Annotated in this window: 28 protein-coding genes; 19 read left to right on the top strand and 9 right to left on the bottom strand. The window is 65.0% G+C overall.

Annotated features, from left to right (window positions below):
- Positions 1–2 precede the first annotated feature (2 nt).
- The 10 genes from ACZI8W_RS11055 to fahA all read left to right on the top strand — a co-directional run bounded on the left by ACZI8W_RS11055 (position 3) and on the right by fahA (position 9,046).
- Positions 3–395: a DUF4247 domain-containing protein gene (locus ACZI8W_RS11055; protein WP_463368537.1), complete on the top strand. Its 393-nt coding sequence runs from the start codon at positions 3–5 to the stop codon at positions 393–395.
- A 31-nt stretch (positions 396–426) separates the two neighbouring features.
- Positions 427–897, top strand: coding sequence for a DUF350 domain-containing protein (locus ACZI8W_RS11060; protein ID WP_463368538.1), 471 nt, complete (start codon positions 427–429; stop codon positions 895–897).
- Between the two features lie 70 nt (positions 898–967).
- Positions 968–2,467: a polyamine aminopropyltransferase gene (locus ACZI8W_RS11065; protein WP_463368606.1), complete on the top strand. Its 1,500-nt coding sequence runs from the start codon at positions 968–970 to the stop codon at positions 2,465–2,467.
- Positions 2,468–2,536: 69 nt separating this feature from the next.
- The gene (locus tag ACZI8W_RS11070; protein WP_463368539.1) at positions 2,537–2,887 is read left to right on the top strand and encodes a PadR family transcriptional regulator; all 351 of its coding nucleotides are present in this window, start codon (positions 2,537–2,539) and stop codon (positions 2,885–2,887) included.
- The gene (locus ACZI8W_RS11075; protein WP_463368540.1) at positions 2,884–3,828 is read left to right on the top strand and encodes a permease prefix domain 1-containing protein; all 945 of its coding nucleotides are present in this window, start codon (positions 2,884–2,886) and stop codon (positions 3,826–3,828) included. The genes ACZI8W_RS11070 and ACZI8W_RS11075 overlap by 4 nt, the downstream gene beginning before the upstream one ends.
- A gap of 50 nt (positions 3,829–3,878) precedes the next feature.
- The gene (locus tag ACZI8W_RS11080) at positions 3,879–5,027 is read left to right on the top strand and encodes a patatin-like phospholipase family protein (protein WP_463368541.1); all 1,149 of its coding nucleotides are present in this window, start codon (positions 3,879–3,881) and stop codon (positions 5,025–5,027) included.
- 87 nt (positions 5,028–5,114) lie between these two features.
- A complete protein-coding gene (locus ACZI8W_RS11085) occupies positions 5,115–5,642 on the top strand; it encodes a MarR family winged helix-turn-helix transcriptional regulator (RefSeq protein ID WP_463368542.1) in 528 nt (175 codons plus the stop codon).
- 115 nt (positions 5,643–5,757) lie between these two features.
- Positions 5,758–6,960: a homogentisate 1,2-dioxygenase gene (locus tag ACZI8W_RS11090; protein WP_463368543.1), complete on the top strand. Its 1,203-nt coding sequence runs from the start codon at positions 5,758–5,760 to the stop codon at positions 6,958–6,960.
- A complete protein-coding gene (locus ACZI8W_RS11095; RefSeq protein WP_463368544.1) occupies positions 6,957–7,868 on the top strand; it encodes a hypothetical protein in 912 nt (303 codons plus the stop codon). The genes ACZI8W_RS11090 and ACZI8W_RS11095 overlap by 4 nt, the downstream gene beginning before the upstream one ends.
- Positions 7,865–9,046: a fumarylacetoacetase gene (fahA, locus tag ACZI8W_RS11100; RefSeq protein WP_463368545.1), complete on the top strand. Its 1,182-nt coding sequence runs from the start codon at positions 7,865–7,867 to the stop codon at positions 9,044–9,046. Before ACZI8W_RS11095 ends, fahA begins: the two co-directional genes overlap by 4 nt.
- Here fahA and ACZI8W_RS11105 read toward each other — a convergent pair.
- From ACZI8W_RS11105 to ACZI8W_RS11115, 3 genes are all read right to left on the bottom strand, one after another.
- Positions 9,043–9,261 carry a helix-turn-helix domain-containing protein gene (locus ACZI8W_RS11105; RefSeq protein WP_463368546.1) on the bottom strand — a complete coding sequence of 73 codons (219 nt, stop codon included), beginning with the start codon at positions 9,259–9,261 and terminating at the stop codon, positions 9,043–9,045. The two genes, fahA and ACZI8W_RS11105, sit on opposite strands and share 4 nt — an antisense overlap.
- Entirely contained in the window at positions 9,261–9,893 is a 633-nt protein-coding gene (locus ACZI8W_RS11110) for a hypothetical protein (protein ID WP_463368547.1), read from the bottom strand. The genes ACZI8W_RS11105 and ACZI8W_RS11110 overlap by 1 nt, the downstream gene beginning before the upstream one ends.
- 186 nt (positions 9,894–10,079) lie before the next feature.
- A complete protein-coding gene (locus tag ACZI8W_RS11115; protein ID WP_463368548.1) occupies positions 10,080–10,868 on the bottom strand; it encodes an MOSC domain-containing protein in 789 nt (262 codons plus the stop codon).
- On the opposite strand from ACZI8W_RS11115, the gene ACZI8W_RS11120 reads away from it, so the two are divergent.
- From ACZI8W_RS11120 to ACZI8W_RS11135, 4 genes are all read left to right on the top strand, one after another.
- Complete coding sequence (locus ACZI8W_RS11120) at positions 10,867–11,835, top strand: LLM class F420-dependent oxidoreductase (protein ID WP_463368549.1); 969 nt, start codon at positions 10,867–10,869, stop codon at positions 11,833–11,835. The two genes, ACZI8W_RS11115 and ACZI8W_RS11120, sit on opposite strands and share 2 nt — an antisense overlap.
- A gap of 87 nt (positions 11,836–11,922) precedes the next feature.
- Positions 11,923–12,837 carry an alpha/beta fold hydrolase gene (locus tag ACZI8W_RS11125; RefSeq protein WP_463368550.1) on the top strand — a complete coding sequence of 305 codons (915 nt, stop codon included), beginning with the start codon at positions 11,923–11,925 and terminating at the stop codon, positions 12,835–12,837.
- Between the two features lie 77 nt (positions 12,838–12,914).
- Positions 12,915–13,694, top strand: coding sequence for an enoyl-CoA hydratase (locus tag ACZI8W_RS11130; RefSeq protein WP_463368607.1), 780 nt, complete (start codon positions 12,915–12,917; stop codon positions 13,692–13,694).
- A gap of 67 nt (positions 13,695–13,761) precedes the next feature.
- Positions 13,762–15,276 (top strand): acyl-CoA synthetase, encoded by a 1,515-nt coding sequence (locus ACZI8W_RS11135; RefSeq protein WP_463368551.1) that lies wholly within the window; start codon positions 13,762–13,764, stop codon positions 15,274–15,276.
- A gap of 45 nt (positions 15,277–15,321) precedes the next feature.
- Here ACZI8W_RS11135 and ACZI8W_RS11140 read toward each other — a convergent pair whose 3' ends face one another.
- Positions 15,322–15,834, bottom strand: a complete 513-nt coding sequence (locus ACZI8W_RS11140; RefSeq protein ID WP_463368552.1) for a MarR family winged helix-turn-helix transcriptional regulator — start codon at positions 15,832–15,834, stop codon at positions 15,322–15,324.
- A 58-nt stretch (positions 15,835–15,892) separates the two neighbouring features.
- Complete coding sequence (locus ACZI8W_RS11145) at positions 15,893–16,819, bottom strand: DNA-3-methyladenine glycosylase family protein (RefSeq protein ID WP_463368553.1); 927 nt, start codon at positions 16,817–16,819, stop codon at positions 15,893–15,895.
- A gap of 68 nt (positions 16,820–16,887) precedes the next feature.
- On the opposite strand from ACZI8W_RS11145, the gene ACZI8W_RS11150 reads away from it, so the two are divergent.
- Positions 16,888–17,412 carry a ribonuclease H family protein gene (locus ACZI8W_RS11150; protein ID WP_463368554.1) on the top strand — a complete coding sequence of 175 codons (525 nt, stop codon included), beginning with the start codon at positions 16,888–16,890 and terminating at the stop codon, positions 17,410–17,412.
- A 16-nt stretch (positions 17,413–17,428) separates the two neighbouring features.
- Here ACZI8W_RS11150 and ACZI8W_RS11155 read toward each other — a convergent pair whose 3' ends face one another.
- The 4 genes from ACZI8W_RS11155 to ACZI8W_RS11170 all read right to left on the bottom strand — a co-directional run bounded on the left by ACZI8W_RS11155 (position 17,429) and on the right by ACZI8W_RS11170 (position 21,287).
- Entirely contained in the window at positions 17,429–18,184 is a 756-nt protein-coding gene (locus ACZI8W_RS11155; RefSeq protein WP_463368555.1) for an iron ABC transporter ATP-binding protein, read from the bottom strand.
- Positions 18,181–19,233 (bottom strand): iron chelate uptake ABC transporter family permease subunit, encoded by a 1,053-nt coding sequence (locus ACZI8W_RS11160; RefSeq protein ID WP_463368556.1) that lies wholly within the window; start codon positions 19,231–19,233, stop codon positions 18,181–18,183. The genes ACZI8W_RS11155 and ACZI8W_RS11160 overlap by 4 nt, the downstream gene beginning before the upstream one ends.
- Positions 19,226–20,203, bottom strand: coding sequence for an ABC transporter permease (locus tag ACZI8W_RS11165; RefSeq protein WP_463368557.1), 978 nt, complete (start codon positions 20,201–20,203; stop codon positions 19,226–19,228). Before ACZI8W_RS11165 ends, ACZI8W_RS11160 begins: the two co-directional genes overlap by 8 nt.
- Positions 20,204–20,279: 76 nt before the next feature.
- Positions 20,280–21,287: a siderophore ABC transporter substrate-binding protein gene (locus ACZI8W_RS11170; protein ID WP_463368558.1), complete on the bottom strand. Its 1,008-nt coding sequence runs from the start codon at positions 21,285–21,287 to the stop codon at positions 20,280–20,282.
- 183 nt (positions 21,288–21,470) lie between these two features.
- Between ACZI8W_RS11170 and ACZI8W_RS11175 the strand changes: the two genes are divergently transcribed.
- The 4 genes from ACZI8W_RS11175 (at position 21,471) to ACZI8W_RS11190 (ending at position 26,173) form a co-directional block, all read left to right on the top strand.
- Entirely contained in the window at positions 21,471–22,346 is an 876-nt protein-coding gene (locus ACZI8W_RS11175; RefSeq protein WP_463368559.1) for an amidohydrolase family protein, read from the top strand.
- A 116-nt stretch (positions 22,347–22,462) separates the two neighbouring features.
- Positions 22,463–23,509 (top strand): iron ABC transporter substrate-binding protein, encoded by a 1,047-nt coding sequence (locus tag ACZI8W_RS11180; protein WP_463368560.1) that lies wholly within the window; start codon positions 22,463–22,465, stop codon positions 23,507–23,509.
- A 58-nt stretch (positions 23,510–23,567) separates the two neighbouring features.
- On the top strand, positions 23,568–25,094 hold the full coding sequence (locus ACZI8W_RS11185) for an ABC transporter permease (protein ID WP_463368608.1): 1,527 nt from the start codon (positions 23,568–23,570) through the stop codon (positions 25,092–25,094).
- Positions 25,091–26,173, top strand: a complete 1,083-nt coding sequence (locus tag ACZI8W_RS11190) for an ABC transporter ATP-binding protein (RefSeq protein ID WP_463368561.1) — start codon at positions 25,091–25,093, stop codon at positions 26,171–26,173. The genes ACZI8W_RS11185 and ACZI8W_RS11190 overlap by 4 nt, the downstream gene beginning before the upstream one ends.
- Position 26,174: the final 1 nt, after the last annotated feature.

A 26,174-nucleotide genomic window follows, 5' to 3' on the forward strand; every position in this document is an offset into this window, starting at 1 on the left:
GAATGGCAGCCGGATTCGTGCTTGCTGTCGCCGTGCTCGCGACCGCGGGGTGCGGCAGCCAGGTGCGTGATTACATCGCCGACACCTACGAGCACCGTGGCACGTCGGGGGACGTCGACACCTACCACTCGCCCGACCCGGTGGGGACCACAGTGTCCAGCATTGTGGAGAACGACGAACCCGCGGCACGGAAAGCGGACGGCGGCAACGAATATCTCCGGTACAACGACGACATCGTCACCGTCGGCGCTGCGTCCGGCGGCGGAAGCACCATCACTGTCGAGGACCTCGACGGCCGCTACAGCAGCGGCGGGTTCGTGTTCCTCGGGCCGGGTTTCACGCCCGGTTCACCAGCCGCCGGGAACACCTCCGGTGGCTCGGGGAGCGCGAAATGACGAACCAACTCAGCAGATCGGAACCTGAGACATGACAGTCACCTTGCTGGCCGCCGAGCTCGAGATCGGCACCGTCGACCCGTCTCTGCTCCTGCAGGGGGTGATCGGGACGCTGATCTACTTCGTCATCGGCGTCGGCGTTCTGGCCCTCGGGTTCACGGTGCTCGACGGCCTGACCCCCGGAAACCTGCGTCATCAGGTGTATGTGGACCGCAATCCCAATGCCGCGTTGTTGCTCGGCGCGAATCACCTGGCGCTGGCCATCATTGTGGTGACCGCGATCGCCACCAGTTCCGATGGGTTCGCGCAGGGGATCACCGACTCGCTCGTCTACGGTCTGGTCGGTGTGTTGTTACAGGCAGCCGCATTGCTCATCATGAACCGTGTATTGCCGGGGCGGATCACGGCGCTGGTCGCCGAGCCCCACATGAGCGGTGCCGCGTGGGCCGTGGCGATCACGCTGCTGTCGGTGGGACTGGTCAACGCGGTTGCCCTGTCGTGATCCTGTGACCGACGCGACCACTCCCGACGTCGACTCGAGCGGACCGGCCCTGGGGCGCCGGACACGTGTGATGCTGCTCGCGGCGGTGGCCGCGTGTGCCGCGTGCGGACTGGTGTACGAGCTTGCGCTGCTCACTTTGTCGGTCAGTTTGACCGGTGGTGGCATCACCGAGACCTCCCTGATCGTGGCGGGCTTCGTTGCCGCGCTCGGATTGGGTGCGCTTGCTGCGAAACCGTTGCTGCCGCACGCCGCGCCGGCGTTCATCGGCGTCGAGGTCGCGCTCGGCCTGATCGGCGGGCTGAGCGCGACGGTGCTGTATGTGGCGTTCACGTTCGTCGGGTCGTCGACGTGGGTGCTGGTCGTCGCGACCGCGGCGATCGGGATGCTCGTAGGTGCCGAAGTGCCGCTGCTCATGACCCTGATGCAGACCGGCCGCACTGCAGACGCTCGTGACACTGGGAAGGTGCTCGCGAATCTCAACGCGGCCGACTATGCCGGCGCGCTGATCGGCGGCCTGGCGTGGCCACTGTTGTTGCTGCCCGCTGCGGGCATGATCCGCGGTGCGGCGCTGACCGGGATGGTGAATCTGGCGGCGGCGGCCGTTGCAGCGCTGTTCCTACTGCGGGGGCACTTGCGGCCGGTGACCCGGGCGTTGTCCCTGGTGGTGCTACTGCTTGCCGCAACTGTGCTGGCGATTCTCTTGTTGCGCTCGTCCGATATCGAGACCACGTCGCGGCAGCGTCTCTATCCGGATCCCGTGGTGTATGCGCACCGCTCGCAGTATCAGGAGATCGTGGTGACCGAGCGCGCCGACGATGTGCGTCTGTATCTCGACGGTGATTTGCAGTTCTCGAGCCGCGACGAGTACCGATACACCGAGGCCCTGGTGTATCCGGCGCTCGCCCGCGACCCAGCCCGTGTTCTCGTTCTCGGTGGCGGCGATGGACTCGCCGCGCGGGAGATCCTGCGCCATCCGCACGTGCAGGAGGTCGTGCAGGTGGAACTCGACCCGATGGTCCTCGAACTCGCGAACACCCGGCTGGCTGTGCTCAACGGCGGGGCACTACGGGACGACCGGGTGCAGGTGGTCGTCGACGACGCGTTCCGATGGCTGCGCGAGTACACCGGCCCCGGTTTCGACGCGATCGTCGTCGACATGCCCGATCCGGACACTCCCGCGCTCGGGCGTCTGTATTCGACGGAGTTCTACGGACTTGTCGCGTCGGTGTTGAATCCCGACGGTCTGATGGCGGTGCAGGCGGGCAGCCCGTTCTCGACTCCGGACGCATACTGGCGGACGGTGTCGACGGTTGCGTCGGCGGGCCTGGGCACGACCCCCTATCACGTGCACGTGCCGAGTTTCGGCGACTGGGGATTCGCCCTCGCGCAGGCCGGCCCACCTCCGAGTCCTGCACTGTCGGCGAATGCTGCACCGCGGAAGTTCCTCGATTCCGCGACTCTCGCGGCGGCGTCGGCGTTCCCGCTCGACCGGCAGCCTCGCGAGATGGAGCCGTCGACGTTGGATCGGCCGCAGATTGTCGACGACGTCCGCCGCGGATACCAGTTCTGACCCGGACCTTTCCTCACTTCGAGCCTGTATCCGTTGCGATAGTGTGTGTCACACACTATCGTGTGACGTGTGATCGACCCCGATGTCTCCGCCGGCCACAGCCAGGAAGTGCGACGAGGTTCCGTCGTCGTTGCGAGCCTTCTGATGCTGCGCACCCCCGGGTACGGCTACGGCCTGCTCGAAGCGCTGGCGGATGCAGGTGTCGCTGTCGACGCCAACACTCTCTACCCGCTGTTGCGGCGGCTCGAAAAGCAAGGGCTCCTCGTCAGTGAGTGGAACACCGACGAAGCGCGTCCGCGTAAGTTCTACCGAACTTCGGCAGCGGGGGAAGAGCTTGCGGCGCTGCTGCTCGACGAGTGGACGGCACTCGGCCGCAGTCTGCACACCATCGATTCCGAAACCGAAGGAGATGCGCGATGACGCTCACCGACCGTTACGTCGCCACGACGTTGCGCAGAATTCCCGCCGGTAAACGTAACGACATCGACCGCGAACTGCGCGGCTCGATCGCCGATGCCATCGATGCCCGCGTCGACTCCGGCGCCGACCCTGGCGAGGCGGAAACTGCTGTGCTCACCGAGCTCGGTGACCCCGACCGGCTGGCTGCCGAGTACATCGAGCGCCCGCTGTATCTGATCGGGCCCGAGCTCTACCTCGACTGGCGGCGGCTGCTTGCCGTTCTGCTGTGGATCGCGCCGATTCCAGGTGTGGTCGTCTTGATCCTCGACGTGATCGAGGGCGATTCGGTGGGCGGGGCGATCGCTTCGGGAATCTGGGCGACGGCGATCGTTGCCCTGCAGATCGTGTTCTGGACGACCCTTGTGTTCGCTGCTCTGGAACGAAACGGACATCGGCACAGCAACCTCACGGGGGAATGGACGGTCGAGAAGCTTCCGGACACGGACGTGAACCGTCGGATCTCGCTCGGCGACACGGTGTGGACCGTGGCGTTCGTCGTTGTCGGGATCGCCGCGGTAGTGCTGCAACGTGATTTCTCGGGCTACGAGACTGCCGACGGAGCACCCATCCCGATCCTCGATCCCGACCTCTGGTCGTTCTGGCTTCCCGCGCTCATCGCCCTGCTGGTGGTCAGTACCGTGCTCGAGATCGTCAAGTACGCAGTCGGGCACTGGACGCGCATTCTCGCTGCGATCAATACCGTACTGAGCCTTCTGTTCACCGTTCCGGTGGTCTGGCTCGCCGCGACCGACCGACTGTTCGAGCCCGAGTACTTCGCCGCGGCATTCGGTGAGACGGTGGACTCGATGCAGGTGGCCAACGGGATTGTCATCGTTGTCACGCTCGCTGTGGCGGTGTGGGAGATCGGCGAAGGATGGTGGAAAGTGCTGCGCCCCCGTTAGTTTCGTCCGATGAACACCGGTCCGAAGCGCGGCCGGTTATGGTCGGAAGGGTGACTGTTCGAGTGGGTCTCGTAGTGGCAGGCGGCGGTGCCCGTGGCGCGTACGAAGCGGGCGCCATCACGACGTTGCTACCTCGCCTCGGTCAGGCCCCCACGATCCTGGTCGGTACCAGCGCCGGTGCCCTCAACGTGGTCGGGTTGGCGGGTAACGCCCACCTCGGCCTCGACCACGCAGCCGAACACGTCGTCTCGCTGTGGAACTCCGTGTCTCTCGACGATGTGTTCTCCGTGACCGGCAGTGTTGCGCGCGGAGGATTGCGGTATCTGGGGCAGTTGGCGGGATTGCCGATGCGGCTCCCGAGCTTGTTCGACACCACCAGGATGCGCGAGACCATCACCTCGTTGGTCTCGTTCGAGCAGGTGCGCGAGAACATCGATCGGGGACTGCTCGACGTCGTCGCTGTCGCAGCCACCTCGGTAGCGACCGGAGGCACCGTGGTGTTCGTAGAGAAACACCACTCGGTTCAGTTGCCGCCGTACGATGCGAACCGCAACATCACCTACGTCGAAACCGCGCTGCACGCCGAACATGTCCTCGCTTCTGCGGCAGTGCCAGCGCTGTTCCGGCCGATCCACATCGACACGCCCTCCGAATGGGCAGGCTGGTATGTCGACGGAGGCGTACGACTGAACATGCCGCTCAAGCCGGCGGTGCAGATGGGTGCCACTCGATTGGGGATGGTCGCCACCCGCCCGCGGTATTGGCCGCCCGGCCCGCCGTCACAGCAGAAGGCCGGCGCCGGTGAGCCGGATCTGTTCGATGCCGCCGGAGTGATACTGCGGGCGATGCTCGCCGACCGGATGGTAGAGGACCTGCATCGTCTCGAGTCTCGTAACATCGCGGCCGGTACCGGAACCGGGCCGTATCGTCAGATCGAATTCGAGTTCGCCGGTCCACCACTCGATCGGGCCGATGCTCTTGCGGTCCTCGCGGAGGAGGTCTTGCGGACGCGAAACAAAGGATTGCGGCGCTTGCGGAACGCAGAACTCGGTCATCTGGCCAGGCTGGTCGGTGGCGCGTCTGCGGATCGCGCAGATCTGCTCAGTTTCCTGCTCTTCGATCCCGCATTTACCGCCCAGGCCGCAGAACTGGGGCGAGTCGACGGTGCACTCGGGCATCGGCCACCGCCGGACCCTTGAGGGCGATGGATCGGATGGGTCGCAGGATGCACGCGACGAGATGATAAATATATGAACAAAAGTGGCGCCTGCGGTACTGTGACCGGCATGTCTGCACCCCGCGACCTCGACTACTGGTCCTTCGTCGAACTCGCGCAAGAGCGCCTGAACAGCAAGTTCGGCGACCATCACCGCGGCGCGACCGAAGTGTTGCTCACGTTGAATCGGGCCTCGGACATCGTCACCTACGACCTCGAATCGAGCGTGCACCGCCCGCGCGGACGATCATGGTCGGCGTATCGGCTCATGTTCGTGATCTGGCTGGCCGGTCCCATCGAACCGAATGTGGCAGCGAAGCTGACCGGGATGAGTCGTGCGGCTGTGTCGAACCTGGCGAAGCCCCTGGTCGAAGCCGGTGTTCTGGAGAAGACTCCCGTCAGTCACGATGCTCGTTCAGTGCAGCTGTCGCTGACCGAGGCCGGCGAGAAGGATATCGTCGAGGCCTTCGGCGCGCAGAATGAGCGCGAGCTCGCGTGGGTGGACGTCCTCAGCGACACTGAGCAGCACATTCTCGTGATGCTGCTGAACAAGCTCATCACCGACCGCAGCCAGTTCGACGTCCGCGGACGCAACTGAATCCCGCACCTTCGATCGTGTGGTTGCGCTCACGCCCTCGAGTTAGTTAATGTATTTACTAATCCCGACGGCAGAGACCCGCGCAACCGATCCATCATTTCCGAGGAGCTGCACCATGGCGTTCTACCGACAGCTCGGCGTCATCCCGCCCAAGCGTCACACCCAGCACCGCGACGACCACGGCAACCTCTACTACGAGGAACTGATGGGTGAGGAAGGTTTCTCGTCCGACTCGGCGCTGCTGTACCACAAGTACATTCCGTCGGCGATCGTCGAGGCAACCGAGTGGAAGGTCCCGGACCAGACAACGACGCCGAACCATCCACTCGTGCCGCGGCATCTGAAGCTGCACGATCTCTTCCCGGAGAACGTCTGGAACGACACCGACGTCGTCACCGGCCGCCGCATGATCCTCGGCAACCCCGACGTGCGCATCTCGTACGCCGTGTCCACGAAGCCGTCGCCCCTCTACAGCAATGTCGTGGGCGACGAAATGGTCTACATCGAGTCGGGCACCGCGAACGTCGAGACCGTATTCGGCACGCTCGAGGCCGAGCCCGGCGACTATGTGCTACTGCCCATGGCCACCACCCACCGCTGGGTGCCGACGGGGGACGAGCCGTTGCGCGCCTACACGATCGAGGCGAACAGCCACATCGTGCCACCGAAGCGCTACCTGTCGAAGTTCGGGCAGTTCCTCGAGAACGCACCCTTCTGTGAACGCGATCTGCACGGACCCACCGAACCGCTGATCGTCGAGGAGGAGAACGTCGAGGTGCTCGTGAAGCACCGCACCTCCCACGGCATCGTCGGCACCCGCTACCTCATGCCGAACCATCCGTTCGACGTCGTCGGATGGGACGGCTGCCTGTACCCGTACACGTTCTCGATCCATGACTACGAGCCGATCACCGGTCGCGTGCACCAGCCGCCGCCGGCGCACCAGTCGTTCGAGGGCAACAACTTCGTGATCTGCAACTTCGTGCCCCGCAAGGTGGATTACCACCCGCTGTCGATCCCGGTGCCGTACTACCACTCGAACGTCGACTCCGACGAGGTCATGTTCTACGTGGGTGGCGACTACGAGGCCCGTAAGGGTTCGGGTATCGGGCAGGGATCCGTCTCGGTCCATCCCGGCGGCCACGCTCACGGCCCGCAGCCCGGCGCGTACGAACGCAGCATCGGCGCCGAGTTCTTCGACGAACTCGCCGTCATGGTCGACACCTTCCGCCCCCTCGAACTCGGTGAAGGCGCCTTCGCGAGCGAAGACGCCGCGTATGCCGGAAGCTGGAACCGCAACAGGGAGGCATCCCGATGACAACCTTCGGCCCCCTGCTCACACAATTGTGTGACGACGCCGCACTCTTCCCGCCCGGAAATGCGCCGATCGCGGATGCGGTCCCGGCGCACGCAGTCCACACCGCCGCCGAGCATGCGCCGCTCGTGGGTTCGTTCGTGTTCCCCGCGGGGCGTCTCGATGAACTCGCCGGACTGCTCGCGCAGCAGCCCTACGGCGGAGACCTCGAACTGAGCTTGACGGCCCCCACCGGTACCGATGCGGTGGCACCCGCGCTGGCGAAGGTGGCGACCCTCGATTCGGTGTCCGTCACAGCCCTCGAGATCGCTGTACCCAAAGAGCAGACGGTCGACGAACTCTTTGCCACGCTCGACGAGATCGCTTCGGCCAACCCGGAACTCGGTGTCTTCGTCGAAGTACCCCGCGACGAGCGCCGCCCGGAGATCCTGGCTCGGCTGGCGCAGACACCGTACTCGGCGAAGTTCCGCACCGGCGGGATCGTCGCCGAGGCCTATCCGGACGAAGCCGAACTCGCCGAGGCAATCCGCACCGCCGTCACGACGGGCGTGCCGTTCAAGGCCACGGCCGGCCTGCATCACGCGGTCCGCAACACCGACCCGGAAACCGGATTCGAGCAGCACGGGTTTCTGAACATCCTCGACGCCGTCGCCGCTGCCCTCGACGGCGCCGACAACGCTGCCATCGCCGCGTCGCTCGCCGACCGGGATGGTGCGGCGCTTGCCTCGCGCCTGAAGGGCCTGTCCGTCGAGCGGTCCGCCGAGGTACGCGGCATGTTCCGCTCGTACGGCACCTGCAGTATCTCCGATCCGCTCACCGACCTGCTCGATCTCGGGCTCGCACCGTCGTCCGTATCCCCGATCACCTCCGCCGCTGATGCGGTGGCGCACCGCGAAGGATCACACGAATGACCACCATTGCCATCCCCGAGGATTCGCTCTTCGGACCGGACAACCTGCCCTACGGCATCTTCTCCACAAAAGACTCGGAACCGCGCGTCGGTGTGCGCGTGGGTGATTCGGTCCTCGACCTGAGTCGTGTGTTCGACGACGACATCGTGTTCGCCGAGCCGAGCATCAACGCCTTCATGGCGCAGGGCCGTGCCCGCTGGGACGAGGTGCGCGCAACTATCCAACAGACCATCGCCGGTGATGTGGCCGACGATGAGGTCTTCCCGATCGCCGACGTCACGCTGCACCTGCCGATCGAGGTTGCGGATTACGTCGACTTCTACGCGTCGGAGAACCACGCGTCGAATCTGGGCCGACTGTTCCGTCCCCAGAACCCTGATCCGCTCATGCCGAACTGGAAGCATCTGCCCGTCGGTTACCACGGCCGCTCATCGACCGTCATCACCTCGGGTATCGATATCGTCCGTCCGTGCGGTCAGCGCAAGGGCCCGAACGGCGAAGCGCCCGTGTACGGTCCGTCGATCCGCCTCGATATCGAGGCGGAGATGGGCTTCATCGTCGGTGTCGGCTCGAAGATGGGTGAGCAGATCGCTCCCGACGATTTCGCAGACCACTGCTTCGGCGCCGTGATCCTCAACGACTGGTCGGCCCGCGACATCCAGGCCTGGGAGTACGTGCCGCTCGGTCCGAATCTCGGCAAGTCGTTCGCGACGTCCATCTCGCCGTGGGTTGTTCCGCTCGCCGCACTCGAGGGCGCACGCATCGACACCCCTGTGCAGGATCCGGAACCGCTCCCGTACCTGAAGGGATCCGAGAAGTGGGGACTGGACATCGATCTCGCGGTCGAGTGGAACGGGCATGTCGTGTCGAGGCCGCCGTACGCGCAGATGTACTGGTCGCCCGCGCAGATGCTGGCGCACACCTCTGTCAATGGCGCCGCGACCCGTACCGGCGACCTGTTCGGCTCGGGCACCATCTCCGGTCCGGAGAAGGAGCAGCGTGGTGCATTCATCGAACTCACCTGGGGCGGAGCTGAACCCGTTCAGGTCGGTGACGAGACCCGCACCTTCGTTCAGGACGGCGACGAGATCTCGATCTCCGCCACCGCGCCTGGTGCGAACGGCTCGCGCATCGGATTCGGTGAGGTTCGCACTCGCATCCTGCCGTCGCAGGGCTAGTCGATCGAGAGAAGTTCTCCCACTGTGCAATCGAGGCTTCGGCAGATGGCGGTGAGGGTCGAGAACCGAACTGCCTTGGCTCGGCCGTTCTTGAGTACTGACAAGTTCACTACGCTCACCCCGACCTGTTCGGCGAGGTGGGCGAGCGTCATGCCGCGATCTGCAAGCAGGGAATCGAGGTGGCAGCGAACGGCATGATCAGTTTCGGGGGGCATCAGACCAGGCCCTCATTATCCCGGGCCATCCGGCTGCCGATACGTAGTGCGACTGCGACTGCGGACAGGGCCATGCAGAACACGTAGCCATACCAGAATTCGGGGCCGAGGGGCGCGAAGTCGAGCATCTCCCGTGCCTCTACATCACGCAGCAGCATGTTGGTGCCCAGAGTGCGCGGCATCTGGGGAATCAGGATGGTTGCGACAGCCACGAGGGAGGAGATGCCGACGAGGCGGATCGCGAGAGGATCGAACAGGCGTCCGCGGGCGAATCGGGCGACCATCCAGATGAGCAACGCCAGCACCGTGATGTAGCCGAGGGTCTGCAGTGCGTCTGCGCTGCGGAGAAAGCCTACGGTGACGGGGGACAGTGGGTCGATCGGCACTTCGATGGTCGAGGGTGAACCCAACTGCATCGTCACCCCGTCGTCGGACATGAGAGGGTGAGCCTCATCGAATTCGACTCGTGCTGTGACAATTTCGTTGCTGATCTGGCGGAGGAGTTCGGCAGCGTAGGTGTAGACCACCACGCCGCCGGTGAGTGCGAAGACCGCGATTGAGGCCCACAGGTCGCGGCGGTCTTTTTTCGATGTGTCGGTCGGGGGGAGTGGTCCGGTGTCGGTGGTGTTCATGTTATCTCCCTGCGTATCGATCGGATCATAACGATTATCGATGCATCGATAATCGTTATACACATCGATAAGCGATATGTCCAGGGGTGGACGTTGCCTGTGCCTGGAAGCTTTCCTTCGATAGTGCGGGTTTCCGTAGGTCGTCGACGTGTGGAAACCCGGGGAACTGGAGGAAAGTCGGCGGCCTCAGATTGTGTCGACCGGGTCGCCGCGGTGGATGGTCCCCGTTGCGCTGACCTGTGCGTACACACCGACACACGGTGCTTCCTTACCATCCTCGCGGGTCAGTACGCGATTGCGCGACATGACGGTGCGCAGCATCTCGCGCCGAGCTGGAATCTCCTGGTGGTCGAGCGTCACCATCACACACCGATCGGTGCGTCTGTCCGGCTCGATCACAGCGTCGCCTACCCGGAGCCGAACACCCAGCCAGTCGTTCTCGACGAAACCGCCCATGCCGTCGGTGTCGACGATGATCGTCGGCCGAAAGCGGCGGACTGCGATGTCTACGGGATCACCGGTGTCGAGTGCGTCGACGGAGGACGTGGACACCACGTGTAAGGGAGCTGCGTCGTACGAGCGGGCCTTGGCTTCGAGCCGGACGGCGTGCCCCGTCAGATCCGACAACATCTCGTCGACGCCGCTGTCGTCGCCTCGCACCACTGTGCCGTCGGGGAGGAACAGTTCCAGCGCCGCCGGATCACGCGGATCGGTCTCGTTCGTCAGGCGTGCCCTGCACGTCAGCAGCACTCCGAAGCGACGGAACTTCTTCGCGCTCGCCACCGCCCCCGATTGCGCGTCGACGACCGCCCATACGTGGTCGCCGCGCAGACCGTCGGACTCGACGGTCGCCGACGCCAGCCGTTCACCGCCGAACGACTTGACCGGATACCGCCAGAGTTGACCGACATGCACAACAAGCCAGCATACGGATGTCGGGTGACCTGTGGGAATGAGCTCTAAGGTGAAGGCCATGACGGAGAGCACACGGAGGTGGGGGCTGACAGTGCCTCTCGACGGTATACCCCTGGCTGACCAGCGGAGCGTGATCGAAGAACTCCCCGACCTCGGCTATACCGATGTGTGGTCGTCGGAAGCCGACGCGGCCGACGCATTCACCCCACTCGCGCTTGCGAGTGCGTGGGCGCCGTCGTTGCGCCTCGGCACTGCGATCGCCCCGGTCTACACTCGCGGCCCGGCGACACTCGCGATGTCTGCCGCGACTCTTGCCTCCGCCGCGCCGGGCCGCTTCGTGCTCGGTGTCGGTACGTCGTCGAATGTCATCGTCGAGAAATGGAACAGCATTCCTTTCGACGAGCCGTACAAGCGAGCCCGCGACACGGTGCGGTTCCTGAAGTCGGCGCTGGCCGGGGAGAAGGTCACTCAGGAGTACGACACCTTCTCGGTCGACGGATTCCGCGCCGGCATTGTCCCGGACCCCGCCCCGCCGGTGCTGCTCGCAGCCTTGCGTCCGGGGATGCTGCGTCTCGCAGGTAGGGAGGCCGATGGGGCGATCGTCAACTGGTTGTCGGCCGACGATGTGCGCACCGTTGCTCCGTACGTTCACGAGGGCGGTGCGGGCAAGGAGGTCGTCGCGCGGATCTTCGTCCTCCCCGGGTACGACACCGATACGGCCCGCGCGATGGGTCGCAGGATGATCGCCGCATACATGAATGTCCCCGTCTACCGTGCGTTCCACGAATTTCTCGGACGGTCGAACGAATTCGAAGGTATGTGGCGCCTGTGGGCCGGAGGAGACCGCAAGGCCGCGCTCGACGCGATCCCCGACAGTGTCGTCGACGACCTCATCGTGCACGGACACCCCGACGCGTGCCGCGAGCACGTCGAACGGTACGTAGAGGCGGGGGTCACCACACCCGCGATGCTGCTCGTCGCAGACGGTGATCCGACACCCATGATCCGGGCGCTCGCACCACGCTGATGTTCCGGGCGTCACGATTCGGTCGCGACGGTTAACGGAAGGAAACGAGGACACGAATAATCGAGCAGGTCGCTCGAGGAGTTGTTCATGTCCGATTCACCTTCCCGGTTCACCGTCGCAGCCGACGACGGTGTGCCACTCGTCGCATATGTGGACGGCCCGCCCGACGCCGAACTCACCGTTGTCTTCGTACACGGCCACTGTCAGGACTCGGCGTGCTGGACCGGCGTCGGCAAGCAACTGGGCGCACCTGCGGTCCGAACCGTGCGCTACGACCAGCGCGGACACGGCCGTTCCGGCATCGGTGATGTCGAGTCGTTCACGTTCGATCAGCTGGCTCGCGACCTCGACGCTGTGCTCCGCGCACTTGTGCCGCGCGGCCCCGTGGTCTTTGCCGGGTACTCGATGGGCGGCATGGTGTCGCTCGCGTATGCGCGGTTGCATCCGGCTGCGATCGGCGCCCGGATCGTGGGGTTTGCGCTGGTGTCTACGGCGGCCGGCGGGCTCGCCGACACCGGCGTCGGTCGCTATCTGCGGCATCCCGCTGCGTCGCTGCTGCACCGTGCAGTACTGCGTGCGCCGAGGGCGATGGAGCGCTCGAAACGCGCCGGTGGTGCTGTATGCACGATGCTCGGGCGTCGACGCGCAGCGGATTCGTGGCTGCGCATGCTCGGCATGGTGCTCGCGAACGAGACATCCGTCGTCACCTGGTCGCGGCTGCTCGCGGCGTTTGCGGTGCTCGACGAATACGACGCCGTAGGCGTGCTCGCGACGGTTCCTGTTGTCGTGGCGGCGGGAACGGCCGACCGGTTCGTACCGATCGCACACTCCGAGGCCCTCGCGGCGCACTTACCCGGTGCGGAGCTGGTCCGGATCCCCGGCGCGGGACACCGGGTACTCTCCGAGAGTCCCGACGCAGTTGCGGGAGCGCTCGGCAGGCTGCTCACGAGGGTCGACGCGGGGGTCCTCGGCCGGCCCGCTGAAACGGCCACGGCAATGTGACGTCGCGTCCTGTGCATGTCGTGTAAGAAAGGGCTGTGACGGATCATCACGCGAACGGCCGCTCCGCCGACGAGTCCTTGCCCGCATCCGTGCTGATCGCGGTCGACGAGCCGACCGGTATCGGGGTGCTCACGCTCAACCGTCCACGGGAGAGGAACCCGCTGTCGGTCTCCGCCATGCGGGAAGTGACGTTGGGCCTGAAGGCGCTGTCGGTGGAGCCCGCGGTCCGGGTGATCGTGATCCGGGCCGAGGGGCCGGTGTTCTCGGCCGGGCACAATCTGCGGGAGATGATCGACCGCACTCTCGACGAGGAGCGGATCGTTTTCGACACGTGCACCGAGATGATGCAGACGGTGCAGTCTATCCCGCAGCCAGTGATCGCCTCGGTGCAGGGCCCAGCAGTCGCTGCCGGGTGTCAGCTGGTTGCGGCGTGTGATCTGGCGGTGGCGTCGTCGTCGGCGGTGTTCGGTACGCCCGGAGTGAAGATCGGTCTGTTCTGTTCGACACCGATGGTTGCGGTGAGCCGGGCGATCGGACGCAAACGTGCGTTGCAACTGCTGCTCACGGGCGAGACGATCGATGCAGACACCGCCGCCGACTGGGGGCTGGTGAACTTCGTCGTCGATCCTGACGAGCTGGAAACCGAGACGACGACGCTGGCCTCGAAAATCGTCCGAGCCTCTTCTGCGACGTTGAAGATCGGCAAGGAAGCGTTCTATCGGCAGATCGATCTTCCACAGGATCAGGCGTACGAAATGATGGGCGAGACGATGGCCCAGAACGCGATGATCTGCGATGCGCAGGAAGGTATGACGGCCTTCGTGGAGAAGCGGACGCCGGTGTGGCAGGACCGTTGATGGGCGCCCGGTCACGATGAATCACTAGGCCTGGACCGACTATTGGGCGTCCTATAGTCTCGTCGCTATGAGTCTCGATCCGCGCTCCAGCACCGTCGATGCCATCGTCCGACGCTCCGCCGGCCGCTATCCCGATCGGGTCGCATTGCGGTTCGAGGACCGCGCGGTGACCTACCGAGAACTCGACGACGCGGTATCGCGCGTGGCCGCGCACCTGCTGACGCTCGGGCTCGGATCGGGAGATCGGGTTGCCGCATACGGCACCAACTCCGACGCCTACGTGATCGGTTACCTCGCCGTCGCACGCGCAGGACTTGTGCACGTGCCGATCAACTACGCGCTCCGCGGCGACGAACTGAGCTACCTGCTCGAGCAATCGGGTGCGCGGGCCATCCTCGTCGACCCTGACCTGCAGGAGAACATCGACCAGGTTCGTTCGGATGTGCCGGCCGATATTGTCGTACCCCTGCGCGGCGCCGATGGTTCGGTGCACGCAGTCGCCACGACGGGCGACGTTCCGACCGTCGAGACCGGAGTGGCCGATACCGATCTCGTGCAGCTCCTCTACACCTCGGGCACTACGTCGAAGCCCAAGGGCGCCATGATGACCCACCGCGCGCTTGTGTTCGAGTACACCTCGTCGATCGTCGCGCTCGATCTCGCAGCCGACGACAACCCGCTGATCTGCATGCCGCTCTACCACTCGGCGGCGATGCACGTGTTCATGCTTCCGTATCTCGCGATCGGTGCCACAATCCGGTTGCTGCCTGCGCCCGACATCCCGGGGATCCTGCGCATGGTCGAGGAGGAGAAGATCGGATCGTTGTTCCTCGCACCCACGGTGTGGGTGCCCCTCGCCAACCATCCCGATCTCGACACCCGCGACCTGTCGTCGCTGCGCAAGGTCCAGTACGGTGCGTCGATCATGCCGGTCACGGTGCTGAATCGGCTTCGCGAACGCTACCCGGACCTGGCGTTCTACAACTGCTTCGGCCAGTCCGAGATCGGCCCGCTCGCGTGCGTGCTGCGCCCCGAGGAGCACGAGGATCGTCCGGCGTCGTGTGGGAAGGCGATCCTGTTCGTGGAGACCCGTGTGGTCGACGCCGAGGGCAACGACGTACCCGACGGTGAATCGGGTGAGGTGCTGTACCGGTCGCCGCAGCTGTGCCTCGGCTATTGGGAGAATCCCAACGCCACCGCGGAAGCGTTCCGCGACGGCTGGTTCCACTCGGGCGACCTCGTCACGCGCGACGCCGAGGGATTCATCACGGTCGTCGACCGTATCAAGGACGTCATCAACACCGGCGGCATTCTGGTTGCTTCCCGAGAGGTCGAGGACGCAATCTACACGCACAGCGCGGTCGCCGAGGTAGCGGTGATCGGCACTCCGGACGAGAAATGGATCGAGGCCGTCACCGCGGTCGTCGTGCTCAAGGACGGACATTCCGCCACCGAGCGTGAGCTGATCGACCACGTCAAGCAGAAGCTTGCTCCGTTCAAGGTGCCCAAGGCGGTGCGATTCATATCCGCGCTACCGCGGAATCAGAGTGGCAAACTGCTCAAGCGTGAACTTCGTCAGTAGAAGATCTCCACTTCGGTGATGTCGGTGTCGATCCGGACGGCCGGGTCAGTCTCGATCGTTGTGGGTGTGATGCCCCACAAGCTTTGTCAGTATTGCAGTCAACTGAGCGCGTTCTTCCCCATCGAGTGGAGCGAACGCCACGTCTTGCACCGCGGTGAGCGTGAGCTCGAGGTCGAAGAGCCGGTTCCGTCCCCGGCGGGTCAGGCTCACGATGTTGCGGCGCCGGTCGCTCGGGTCGGGTGCGCGCTCGACGAAATGTCGATCGACGAGTACGTCGAGAACGGACACCACGTCGCTGCGATCCAGACCGCACCGGCGTCCCAGATCGACCTGGCTGGACGGCCCGTACTCGTCGAGCGCGGCGAGCACTCGGTAATGGTGTCCGCGTGCATCGGAGGCGTCGAGGCGGTCGAACACGACGCGGTGGATGTGCAGCGCGGCTTGGCTCAGCAGGAAGCTGGGGAGATGCTCGAGTCGGGTCGGACCGGTCGGAATAGCACTGGCCGGCCCGGTCGGAATAACACGGACCGGGCCGGTCGGGGCATCGATGGCGGGCATGCGACGGAGTCTACGTTCGGCGGCGCCGGGGACGAAAGTTCCGTGAGGCGCGTCCCTGTCACCGTCCGCGGTGGTCCGTGATGGGCGTGCGCGGCCCGCGTTTCGGCACTCGGGAGTACCCACCGGATGCCGCGATCAAGCGCACCGCCCGATAACGATGTGGGCGTAGGGGTTCGAGGTACTCGACCATGCCTTCGTCGTCGAGCGGTCCGCCGAGCAGCGACCAGCCGACGACGTTCGCCAGGTGATAGTCGCCCACGGACAGTGCGTCGGCGTCGCCGAACGCGCGTTGCGCGACCTCGGCGGCGGTCCACGCTCCGATCCCCGGCAGGGTCCTCAGTTTCCGTTGGGCTTCGTCCGGGGTGTCGTCGCACAGGCGCTCGAGACGGTCGGCGAGCTGCGCGCACCGCACGATCGTGCGTGCCCGGGCGGGGTCGACGTTCGCCTTGTGGAATTCCCACGACGGGATACGACGCCACACCTGGGCGCTCGGCGGAACGCACATACCTGTCGGTGCGGGGCCCGGGGCGGGTTCGCCGAATCGGGTGACGAGGCGACGCCACGATGCGAACGCCGCAACGCCGTGCACCCGTTGTTCGAGGATGGCCGGGATGAGCGATTCGAAGACACGTCCGGTGCGCGTGATCCTCAGCGCAGGCAGTTGCCGGTGGGCCTCGACGAGCACGGGATGTTCGGGTGCGAAGCCGGACGGGTCGTCGTGTGCGCCGAGTAGTGCGGGAAGCTGTTCGTGCAGTTCTGCCGCACCCGGACCCCACAGTTGTGCGCGTGCTCCGTTCGGGCCGTCCTGGGCCAGGCGGTACGTCACCGGACCGGACTCCATCCGGGACACCCGCCACACGGCGGCGCCGTCGATGCGATGACACGGATCCCACGCGCCACGCTGGAGTGGCCGCAGCGTCGACACGAGGTCGACGGGCCATGGCACTCTTATACGAGTGTCCGTGGTGAACGTGGACGTGGGCACCAAATGACAGTACCCGTGAACGGAACTCGGGTTTAGACGGTGTCGGACGGAAAGGCTATGGTCGCGGCATGATCATCGTGAGCACCGACGGATCCTGTTTACGCAATCCCGGCGGCGCCATCGGGTGGGCGTGGGTCAATCACGAAGGCCCCAGTGCATCGGGGGGAGAGCGGTCCGGCACCAATCAGATCGCAGAGTTGCGGGCACTGCTCGAAGCGCTTCGCGCACACCCTGGTCCCGATCCGATGATCATCGAATCCGATTCCCAATACGCCATCAAGTGTGCGTCCGAATGGCTGCCCGGCTGGAAACGCAAGGGCTGGAAGACGGCGACGGGTGCCCCGGTGAAGAACCTCGACCTGGTCCGCGACATCGACCGCGAGATCGCCGAGCGCACGGGGCCCGTGCGGTTCCGCTGGGTGCGCGGACACGTCGGCAATCACTTCAACGAGGTCGCCGACAAGCTCGCCGGTGAAGCGGCACGTGAGGCCGCCGCCCGGCCGGGTCCGATCGAGGTCCCGAAGGTCGCATCGGCAGCAGCCGAGCCGCGGAAGGTCTCTCCCGCCGGAGACGTCGAAATGACGCTGTTCTGACGATGCCGGTCTGGAATCAGTAGTAGACGGCGAGGCGCCCGTTCGGCCCTTCGACACAGGTGACGGGGGTATCGAACACACCCGTGAGGACGTCGTCCACCAGTATCTCCTCGGGGGGCCCGAACTCCACGACCTTGCCGTTCTTCATTGCACAGATGCGGTCGGCGTAGTGGCCGGCGAAATTGATGTCGTGGAGCACGATGACCACCGTGCGCCCGAGTTCGACGGCGACCTTCTGGAGGTGCTTCATCATCTGGACCGAGTGCTTCATGTCCAGGTTGTTCAGCGGTTCGTCGAGCAGGATGTAGTCGGTGTCCTGACACAGCACCATCGCCACGTAGGCGCGTTGCCGCTGTCCGCCGGAGAGCTGGTCCAGGTAGCGGTGTTCGAGGTCGGTGAGTCCGAAGAATTCGATGGCCTGGGTGATCGCCTCTTCGTCCGTGCGGGTGAGCCGGCCTTTCGAGTGCGGGAACCGCCCGAAGCCGACGAGTTGCCGCACCGTCAGGCGGGTCACGAAGTGGTTCTCCTGGCGGAGGATCGAGATGATCTTCGCGAGGTCCTTCGATTTGGTGCTGGACACGTCGTAGCCGGCGATTTCGATGGTGCCGGCGTCGGCGCCGAGCAGTCGGCCCACGATCGTCAGCATTGTCGACTTGCCGGCACCGTTCGGTCCGACCAGTGCCGTGATACCGCCCGCGGGAATGGTCAGGTCGATCTCGCCGATCGTGACCGTGCTGCTGTACTCCTTGCGAAGTCCCTTGATCTCGATCACAGTCTGCCCTTCCGGAGGATCACATAGAGGAAGGCCGTGCCGCCGACGGCCTCGATGATGATGGACACGGCGCCTTCGGCGTAGAAGATGTTCTTCAGGATGAAGTAGGCGCCGCCCAGGATGACGAACCCGGTCAGGATGGCTACCGGAAACACGAAGCGATGATCGTGGGTGGTCGCGAACTGGTAGGCCAGCGTGGCGACGAGGAATCCGAGAAACGTCAGCGGGCCGACGAGCGCGGTGGTGGTGGCCATGAGGATCGAGACGAGAAACAGGACGAGCATGATCTCGCGGCGATGGTCCAGCCCGAGGTTGGTGGTCGTGTCCTTGCCCAGCGCGATGACGTTCAGCCTGCGGGAACGCCACCACAGTGCGCCGGCCGACAGGACACACAGGGGGATCGCCAACGGCAGGTAGGACGCATCTGCGTTCGACACCGACCCGAACAGTTTGGCGGTGAGGATGTCGAACTCACTGGGGGTGAGCATGCGCTGCATGAAGGTTGCTACGGAGCCGAGACCGCCACCGAGAATGATGCCGATCAGCAGCATCACTTGGATGTTCCCGTACTTTCCAGACAGCAACCAGCCGTAGAGCATCAGTGAGAATCCGACCATCAGGACGACCATGAGGGCGAACTGCGCTACGCCTTGGAACAGCGTCACCCCGACCGCGCCGAGGAAGAACACCGCGGCCGTCTGGATCGCGACGTAGAGTGCTTCGAACCCCATGATCGACGGGGTGATGATGCGGTTGTTCGTCGCCGACTGGAACGAGACCGTCGCGACGGCCTGGCACACGACGACGATCGCGATCACGATCAGATTGGTCGCGCGCATCTGCGTGATGCGCCAGAAGCCTGCCGTTCCGAAAGGCACGGGGTTGTTCCAGGTCACGATCCCGACGGCGATCACGACCGAGAGAAGCGCGAGAACGGTGACGAGAATCCAGTAGCGGCGGCGCTGGCGTGCGGTTGCGAATGCCCCGGACCCCGAGCGTTCGGCTTCCACCGCAGTTGGGGAGATCGACTCGACGGTGGTCTCAGGCATTGCGGCGACTCCGGAGAAGCAGGGCGATGAAGACGACGGACCCGACGACGCCCAGGATGAGGGACACCGGAACCTCGAACGGCATGATGATCGTCCGGCCGATGAGGTCGCAGACCGTCACAATGGCGATGCCGAGCAGACACACCCAGGGAAGGTTGCTGCGCAGATCGTCGCCACGGAAGATCGAGACGATATTGGGGACGATGAGCCCGAGGAACGGGAGGGCGCCCACCACGACGGTGACCACTCCGGTGGCGATGGCGATGAGCCCCGTTCCCAGAAGGATGATGCGGTTGTAGTTCAGGCCGACGTTGGTGGCCACGTCCTCGCCGAGACCGGCGACGGTGAGCCGGTCAGCGACGACGAACACCACCACTGCGACGATCGCGACGATCCAGAGCACTTCGTATTGGCCCCGGATGATGGAGGTGAAACTCCCGGCGAACCAGATGCCGAGGCTCTGCAGTTTGTCGGTCGACAGAGCGATGTATGTGGTGATGGAGCCGACGACCGCGCCGAGCATGATTCCGACGATCGGGACGATCAGTGACGACGACAGCTGTACCCGCCGCAGGAACAGGAAGAAGATCATCGTCCCGATGAAGGCGGCAACGATGGCGCCGATCATGCGGGGCAGAAGACCCGCGGTGGGGGCGACGATCAGCATGATCAGCAGGCCCAGCCCCGCCCACTCGGTGGTGCCGGTGGTGGTCGGTTCCACGAATCGGTTCTGGGTGAGCAACTGCATGACGAGCCCGGACATCGCCATCGCAGCACCGGCCAGCACCAGCGCAATCGTGCGGGGAATCCGGGTGATGCCGAACATTTCCCAGCCACCCTCGCCGCTGAGGTCGAACACCCCGGTGAACAGCGACGCGATCAACAGGATCCCGACTCCGAGGAAGCCGAGTAGGAGCTTCCAGTCGAACAGTTTGTCCGGGGTTCGGGAGGACTGGGTTTCCGTGGTCATGGTTTGCCGCTCTGCTTGTGCCGGCATGCCGGCCGTGGGCCTGCCGCGAGGCGGGCCCACGGCACACGACGCCGAGTCAGTTGTCCGCTTCGCTCTGCTCGTTGTTCTGCTCGAGCAGATCTGCGAGAGAGTTGAAGAACTCCGTGTACGTCTGGATGCTCTCGTTGGTGTAGGTGTCGGCCGGCAGGTAGATGACGTTGCCCTCCTGGATTGCCGTCACGTTCTGCAGTGCCTGCGACTCGTCGATCACCGTGGTGGCCGGGACGTAGTCGGGTCCACCACCGGTGGAGGTGCCGGCGTCGCGGTCCATGACGATGATCAGGTCCGGATTGGATGCTGCGATGGCTTCGACGGAGATGTCGTCACCCTGGTGGTCGTCGCTACCTTCGGGTACCTCGAGGGCGGGGGTGAGGCCGAAGATGTCGAACATGGGGCCGATGGTGCGGCCGTTGCTCGGGGCGACGTAGCCGATCTGGCCGCCGGAGACGATGAGGCCCATCACCGACTGATCGGTGGAGTATGCGGCCTGAACCCGGGCGATCGACTCGTCGAACGCCTCGTTGAGGGCCTGCGCCTCGACTTCCTTGGCGAAGATCTCGCCGAGCACCGTGGTGCCGCGCTTGAGTTCGCTCTCGAAGTCCTCACCGTCGCGCGGAGCGACCTCGACGAGAGTGGCGTCCGGCGCGAGATCCTGGAACTGCTCGCGGAACTGGCCGAATCGGCCACCGTTGATGATCAGGTCGGGGTCGGCGGCGACGACGGCTTCGAGGTTGGGCTCACGATGCGAGCCCAGATCGATGATGCTGTCGTCCTCGGTGTAGGAGATGGTGTTCGGCATCAGCGAGACCGCCGCCGCGGTGAGCGGAATGCCCCACGTGTCGAGTGTCTCGAACGTGCTGTTGTCGGTGGCGACCACAGATTGCGGCGGCACGGTGACCGTCTGCGTACCGAAGTTGTCTTCGACCGTGACAGTGGTGGCGGTGTCGTCGGACGACTCGGTCGCGGGGGTGCTCGAACATGCGGTCAGGGCCAGGGCTGCCAATGTGCCGAGCACGGCGCCCCGGTACAGACGGGAGGCGGTCATCGTCTTCCTTGCTGTGAGGTAACAGGGAACGGATAAGGCAATTGGGACACCTTATAAGATGGTTAGCGTAACCTAATTCATTGAGGGTGTGAGTGTCGGGTCGGGTTTCAGCTCTGAACTGGGGTTTCTCTGATCCGGGCGGTACGGGGCTCAGTGCCTGCTCACCGTCGGTACGGTCGCGACGTGAACGAAATCGAACAGGTGGCGCAGTTCCGTCGACGACACGGCATCGAGCAGCTCATCGACGTGCATACCCACTTCATGCCCAAGGCCGTCTTGGACAAGGTCTGGCACTATTTCGACACGGCGGGCCCCCTCGTCGGCCGGACCTGGCCCATCACCTATCGGCACTCCGAGGACGAGCGCGTCGCACAACTGCGCGCGTTCGGTGTCCGGTACTTCACGTCGATGCTCTACCCGCATCGGCCGGAGATGGCGGCGTGGCTCAATGCGTGGTCGGCCGATTTTGCCGCCCGCACACCGGACTGTTTGCATACTGCGACGTTCTATCCGGAGCCCGGTGCGGCGTCCTATGTCGCCGACGCACTCTCGTCCGGCGCGGTCGTGTTCAAATCACATATTCAGGTCGGTGACTACTCGCCACTCGACCCGCAGTTGAAGAACGTGTGGGGACTGCTCGAGGAGGCAGGGCTCCCGATCGTCGTGCATTGCGGCTCGGGGCCGGTGCCCGGAACGCACACCGGTCCGGGGCCGATGCGCGAGCTGATGCGCCGGTACCCGCGACTGACCGTGATCGTCGCCCACATGGGTATGCCGGAATACGCCGGCTTCCTCGAGCTCGTGGACGAGTATCCGCGCGTGTATCTCGACACGACGATGGCGTTCACGGACTTCGTCGAGGCAGATATGCCGTTCCCCGAACGGGAACTGGGCCGACTCGACGCGCTCCGGTCGAGGATCCTTCTGGGAAGCGATTTCCCGAACATTCCGTACGCGTACGTCCACCAGCTCGACGCGCTCGAGAGGGTCGCGCCGGATTCTGCCTGGTTGCGCGAGGTGTGCCACGACAACGCCGCCGCGCTGTTCGGGCTTCGGTAGTCGGTCGACCGACTCGAAGCCCCACAGGGCCCGAGTGAAGGTAAGGCTGAGTTTCATAGGTTACATTTGTGCCCAAAATATCCGTTTTCGGATCCCGCACAACAAGTGGAGTACCGATGACCTTGATTCGCAGGATGAGTGTGCTGACCTGCAGCGCTGCGCTGGCTCTCGGGTTGGTTGCATGTAGTTCGTCCGACACAGCAGAGGAACCCGCCACCGAGGCAGACGCCGCGTCGACGCTCGTCGTCTACTCCGGGCGCGACGAAGATCTTGTGGATCCATTGATCGAGCAGGTCGGAGAGCAGGTCGACGCGGCCATCGAAGTCGACTACTCCGGTAACACCAATGCGCAGGCTGCGAAGATCCTCGAGGAGGGTGCGGCCTCCCCGGCCGATGTGTTCATCGGCCAGGATGCGGGAGCGTTGGGTGCGCTCGACGAGGCCGGCGCACTCGCCCCGCTTCCCGACGACATCCTTGCCCTCGTACCCGAGCAGTATCGCGGCGCGGACGGTACGTGGGTGGCCACCTCCGCGCGTGCCCGCGTATTGGCGTACAACCCCGACCTGGTGCAGGCCGACGAATTGCCGGACGGGATCGACGGTCTGCTCGATCCGCGCTGGCGCGGGCAGATCGGGTACGCGCCGACCAACGCATCATTCCAGGCATTCGTCACCGCGTTGCGAGTGCAACGCGGTGAGGATGCCGCCCGGCAGTGGCTCGAAGCATTCCTCGCCAACGAACCGGTCGCGTTCGAAGGCAACGGCCCGCTGATGGTGGGGGTCGACGACGGTCAGGTCGCGGCCGGGCTGACGAATCACTACTACTGGTATCCGTTCGTCGAGGAGCGCGGCGACGCTGCGTCGGTGCAGCTGCACTACTTCGAGCCCGGGGACCCCGGCGCATTGGTGAACGTCGCGGGCGCGGGCATCGTCGCGGTGTCCGACAACACGGCGGCGGCCGAGGACTTCTTGCGCGCGCTGCTCTCCGAGGAGGCACAGACCTACTTCGCGAACGAGACGGCCGAATACCCGGTGATCGCCGGAGTCGTCTCGGAGTACGACCTGCCGCCGATCGGCGATCTCGGCGCGTCGGACATGGACCTGGGGCAGTTGTCGTCGTTGGAGCAGACCCAGGCTCTGCTCACCGAGGTGGGGATGATCTAGCTTGGTCGGATTCCTGCGTGGCCGTCCCGTACTGGGGGCGGCCGCGTCAGCCGTCGCGCTGCTCGCCCTGACGCCACTGTGTTACCTGGTGATCAGGGCGTTCGACGGTGGCACGGAGAAAGCATGGGGGCTGCTGTTCAGGCAGCGAACCTTCGACTTGATGGTGCGGAGTGTCATGCTGACCGTCGTCGTGGCGCTTGCCTGTGTGGCGCTCGGCGTGGGACTTGCGTGGCTGACCACACGAACCGACCTGCCGATGCGGCGCTTCTTCGCGGTCGCACTCACCACTCCGCTGGCGATTCCCTCATACGTCGCGGGATACGCGTGGATATCCCAGTTTCCCTCGCTGGCGGGTTTCCCCGGTGCTGCGCTGGTGCTCACCGCGTCGTGCTTCCCTTTGGTGATGCTGCCGGTATCCGCGGCTCTGGCAACTGCCGATCCGGGGATGTCCGAGGTGGCGCGCACGCTGGGGCGCAGCCAGATGTGGACGGTGCTCACCGTGGAGTTGCGTCGCGTTGCCCCGGCTGCCGCGGCGGGGGCGTTGCTCGCCTCGCTCTACACCCTCAGCGACTTCGGTGCAGTGGCCCTCATGCGATACGAGGCATTCACCCTCGGGATCTACAACGCGTACCGCGGGGGGTTCGACCGCACCGCCGCCGCAATCCTCGGGTTGGTTCTCGTGGTGCTGGCACTCGTATGCACCTTGCTCGAACGGTGGGCGCGACGCGGGGCGACCGCTCGCGTGGGGTCGGGGACGCCGCGCCATGTCGAGCCGGTGCGGCTGGGGCGGTGGAAGATTCCCGCCTTCTTGTGCGCGGTGGGTGTCCTCACGATATCGGTGCTGGTGCCGCTTGCTGGGCTCATTCGTTGGCTGGTGCGCTCGATTCGGTTCACGATCGACTGGTCCGACGTATTCGCCACGACGGTCAAGACGGTGGAATTGTCGGCGACCGCGGCCGTTGTCGTGACCGTGCTGGCCTTCCCCGTTGCCTTGTTCGCGGCGCGATCGTCGTCCCCTGCGGCGCGGATGGCCGAGATCTCGACTTATGTAGCGCACGGACTTCCTGGCATCACCGTAGGTCTTGCCGTCGTCTTCCTGGGAATCAGATTCCTGCCGTCGATCTATCAGACCACCACGCTGCTGATCCTGGCATACGTCGTGCTGTTTCTTCCTCTTGCAGTGGGTAGCACCCGATCTGCGATCGATGCGTCGCCCCGGGTGCTCGAAGACGCATCGCGGGTCCTGGGATCCGGGCGGATCCGGACGGATCTCAGGGTGACGATACCCATCGCCGCGCCGGCAATCACCGCCGGTGCGGCGTTGGTGTTCCTCACCGTCGCAAAAGAACTACCGGCAACGCTGATGCTCCGACCGAGAGGGGTCGATACCTTGGCAACCGAACTGTGGTCGACCGCCCAGGTGTTCAAGTACGGAGAGGCGGCGCCGTATGCGCTTGCCCTGATTCTGGTGTCCGCACTCCCGACATTCGTCCTCGGGCGAGTGATCAGGGGACGCTCGGTGAGTGGACCCGCAGCGGCAGAGGGTCTTGAACTGCGTCCTGAAATGACCGGGGTCCCGAAATGAACGTGTTGTCGGTGTCCGGAGTCGGCGCGTCGTACGGCCACACACGAGTCCTCGAGGGCATCTCGTTTCAGGTCGAGCGCGGTGAGATGCTTGCGGTGCTCGGTCCGTCCGGGTGTGGAAAAACCACCCTGTTGCGCTCGATCGCGGGGCTGCACAGAGTAGATTCCGGATCGATCATGCTGGGGGAGAGGATGATCGATCACCCACCGCGTGTGCACGTGCTGCCCGAACATCGGAAGATCGGGTTGATGCCACAGGAAGGCGGGTTGTTCCCGCACCTGAGCGTCGGACGCAACGTGGGTTTCGGTTTGGTGCGCCCCTCGCTGCGGTCCATGTTCGGAGACCGCAAGGCCCGGCGCGCCCGGGTGGAGGAGTTGCTCGAGTTGGTGGGCCTGGCGCACGCGATCGACGCACGGCCGCGTGAGCTTTCCGGCGGGCAACAGCAACGCGTCGCGCTCGCTCGTGCGCTCGCACCGAAGCCGGCGGTCCTGCTGATGGACGAGCCTTTCGCGGCTCTCGATGCCGGGCTGCGCGCCACTATCCGCTCGGACGTTCGCGCACTGCTGCGTGAGCAGAAGGTCGCCTCGATCCTGGTCACGCACGATCAATCGGAGGCGATGGGGTCAGCCGACCGGGTCGCGGTACTGCTCGAGGGGCGGTGCGCGCAGATCGGCGAACCCCAGCAGGTGTACCGGACGCCGGTGACGCGTGAGGTGGCGGCCTTCGTCGGCGAAGCCCAATTCGTTGCCGCGACCCGCACCGGCGCGCACGCCGAGACCGTCTTCGGAACGGTCTCGGTGCTCGGAGAGGGGCGCGAAACCGGGGAAGTCCTGGTTCGGCCGGAGCAGCTGACGTTGACGCCCGCACCGGACGGACAGTTTCAGGTGAGCGCGGTCGTATTTTCCGGTCCCGAGTCGATCGTGACCGTGAACCATATCGAGTCGTCGATCAGTGTCCGCGCGTCTGTGCGTGGGGCGAGGCGCTTCGAGGTCGGCTCGATCGTTCGGGTGGAAGTCGCGCAACCGCTCGCGTACTTCGGTAGCGACGGGCCGGCTGGGCTCGACTCCCCGCGTTCGTGAC

This window comes from Rhodococcus ruitaii, assembly GCF_055230935.1.

Bases quoted from the DNA above. Each gene is read 5' to 3' on its own strand.
- ACZI8W_RS11055 (WP_463368537.1), top strand. From the start codon at position 3: ATGGCAGCCGGATTCGTGCTTGCTGTCGCCGTGCTCGCGACCGCGGGG.
- ACZI8W_RS11060 (WP_463368538.1), top strand. From the start codon at position 427: ATGACAGTCACCTTGCTGGCCGCCGAGCTCGAGATCGGCACCGTCGAC.
- ACZI8W_RS11065 (WP_463368606.1), top strand. From the start codon at position 968: ATGCTGCTCGCGGCGGTGGCCGCGTGTGCCGCGTGCGGACTGGTGTAC.
- ACZI8W_RS11075 (WP_463368540.1), top strand. From the start codon at position 2,884: ATGACGCTCACCGACCGTTACGTCGCCACGACGTTGCGCAGAATTCCC.
- ACZI8W_RS11085 (WP_463368542.1), top strand. From the start codon at position 5,115: ATGTCTGCACCCCGCGACCTCGACTACTGGTCCTTCGTCGAACTCGCG.
- ACZI8W_RS11090 (WP_463368543.1), top strand. From the start codon at position 5,758: ATGGCGTTCTACCGACAGCTCGGCGTCATCCCGCCCAAGCGTCACACC.
- ACZI8W_RS11095 (WP_463368544.1), top strand. From the start codon at position 6,957: ATGACAACCTTCGGCCCCCTGCTCACACAATTGTGTGACGACGCCGCA.
- fahA (WP_463368545.1), top strand. From the start codon at position 7,865: ATGACCACCATTGCCATCCCCGAGGATTCGCTCTTCGGACCGGACAAC.
- ACZI8W_RS11105 (WP_463368546.1), bottom strand. From the start codon at position 9,261: ATGCCCCCCGAAACTGATCATGCCGTTCGCTGCCACCTCGATTCCCTG.
- ACZI8W_RS11110 (WP_463368547.1), bottom strand. From the start codon at position 9,893: ATGAACACCACCGACACCGGACCACTCCCCCCGACCGACACATCGAAA.
- ACZI8W_RS11120 (WP_463368549.1), top strand. From the start codon at position 10,867: ATGACGGAGAGCACACGGAGGTGGGGGCTGACAGTGCCTCTCGACGGT.
- ACZI8W_RS11115 (WP_463368548.1), bottom strand. From the start codon at position 10,868: ATGGCCTTCACCTTAGAGCTCATTCCCACAGGTCACCCGACATCCGTA.
- ACZI8W_RS11125 (WP_463368550.1), top strand. From the start codon at position 11,923: ATGTCCGATTCACCTTCCCGGTTCACCGTCGCAGCCGACGACGGTGTG.
- ACZI8W_RS11135 (WP_463368551.1), top strand. From the start codon at position 13,762: ATGAGTCTCGATCCGCGCTCCAGCACCGTCGATGCCATCGTCCGACGC.
- ACZI8W_RS11140 (WP_463368552.1), bottom strand. From the start codon at position 15,834: ATGCCCGCCATCGATGCCCCGACCGGCCCGGTCCGTGTTATTCCGACC.
- ACZI8W_RS11150 (WP_463368554.1), top strand. From the start codon at position 16,888: ATGATCATCGTGAGCACCGACGGATCCTGTTTACGCAATCCCGGCGGC.
- ACZI8W_RS11160 (WP_463368556.1), bottom strand. From the start codon at position 19,233: ATGCCTGAGACCACCGTCGAGTCGATCTCCCCAACTGCGGTGGAAGCC.
- ACZI8W_RS11165 (WP_463368557.1), bottom strand. From the start codon at position 20,203: ATGACCACGGAAACCCAGTCCTCCCGAACCCCGGACAAACTGTTCGAC.
- ACZI8W_RS11170 (WP_463368558.1), bottom strand. From the start codon at position 21,287: ATGACCGCCTCCCGTCTGTACCGGGGCGCCGTGCTCGGCACATTGGCA.
- ACZI8W_RS11180 (WP_463368560.1), top strand. From the start codon at position 22,463: ATGACCTTGATTCGCAGGATGAGTGTGCTGACCTGCAGCGCTGCGCTG.
- ACZI8W_RS11190 (WP_463368561.1), top strand. From the start codon at position 25,091: ATGAACGTGTTGTCGGTGTCCGGAGTCGGCGCGTCGTACGGCCACACA.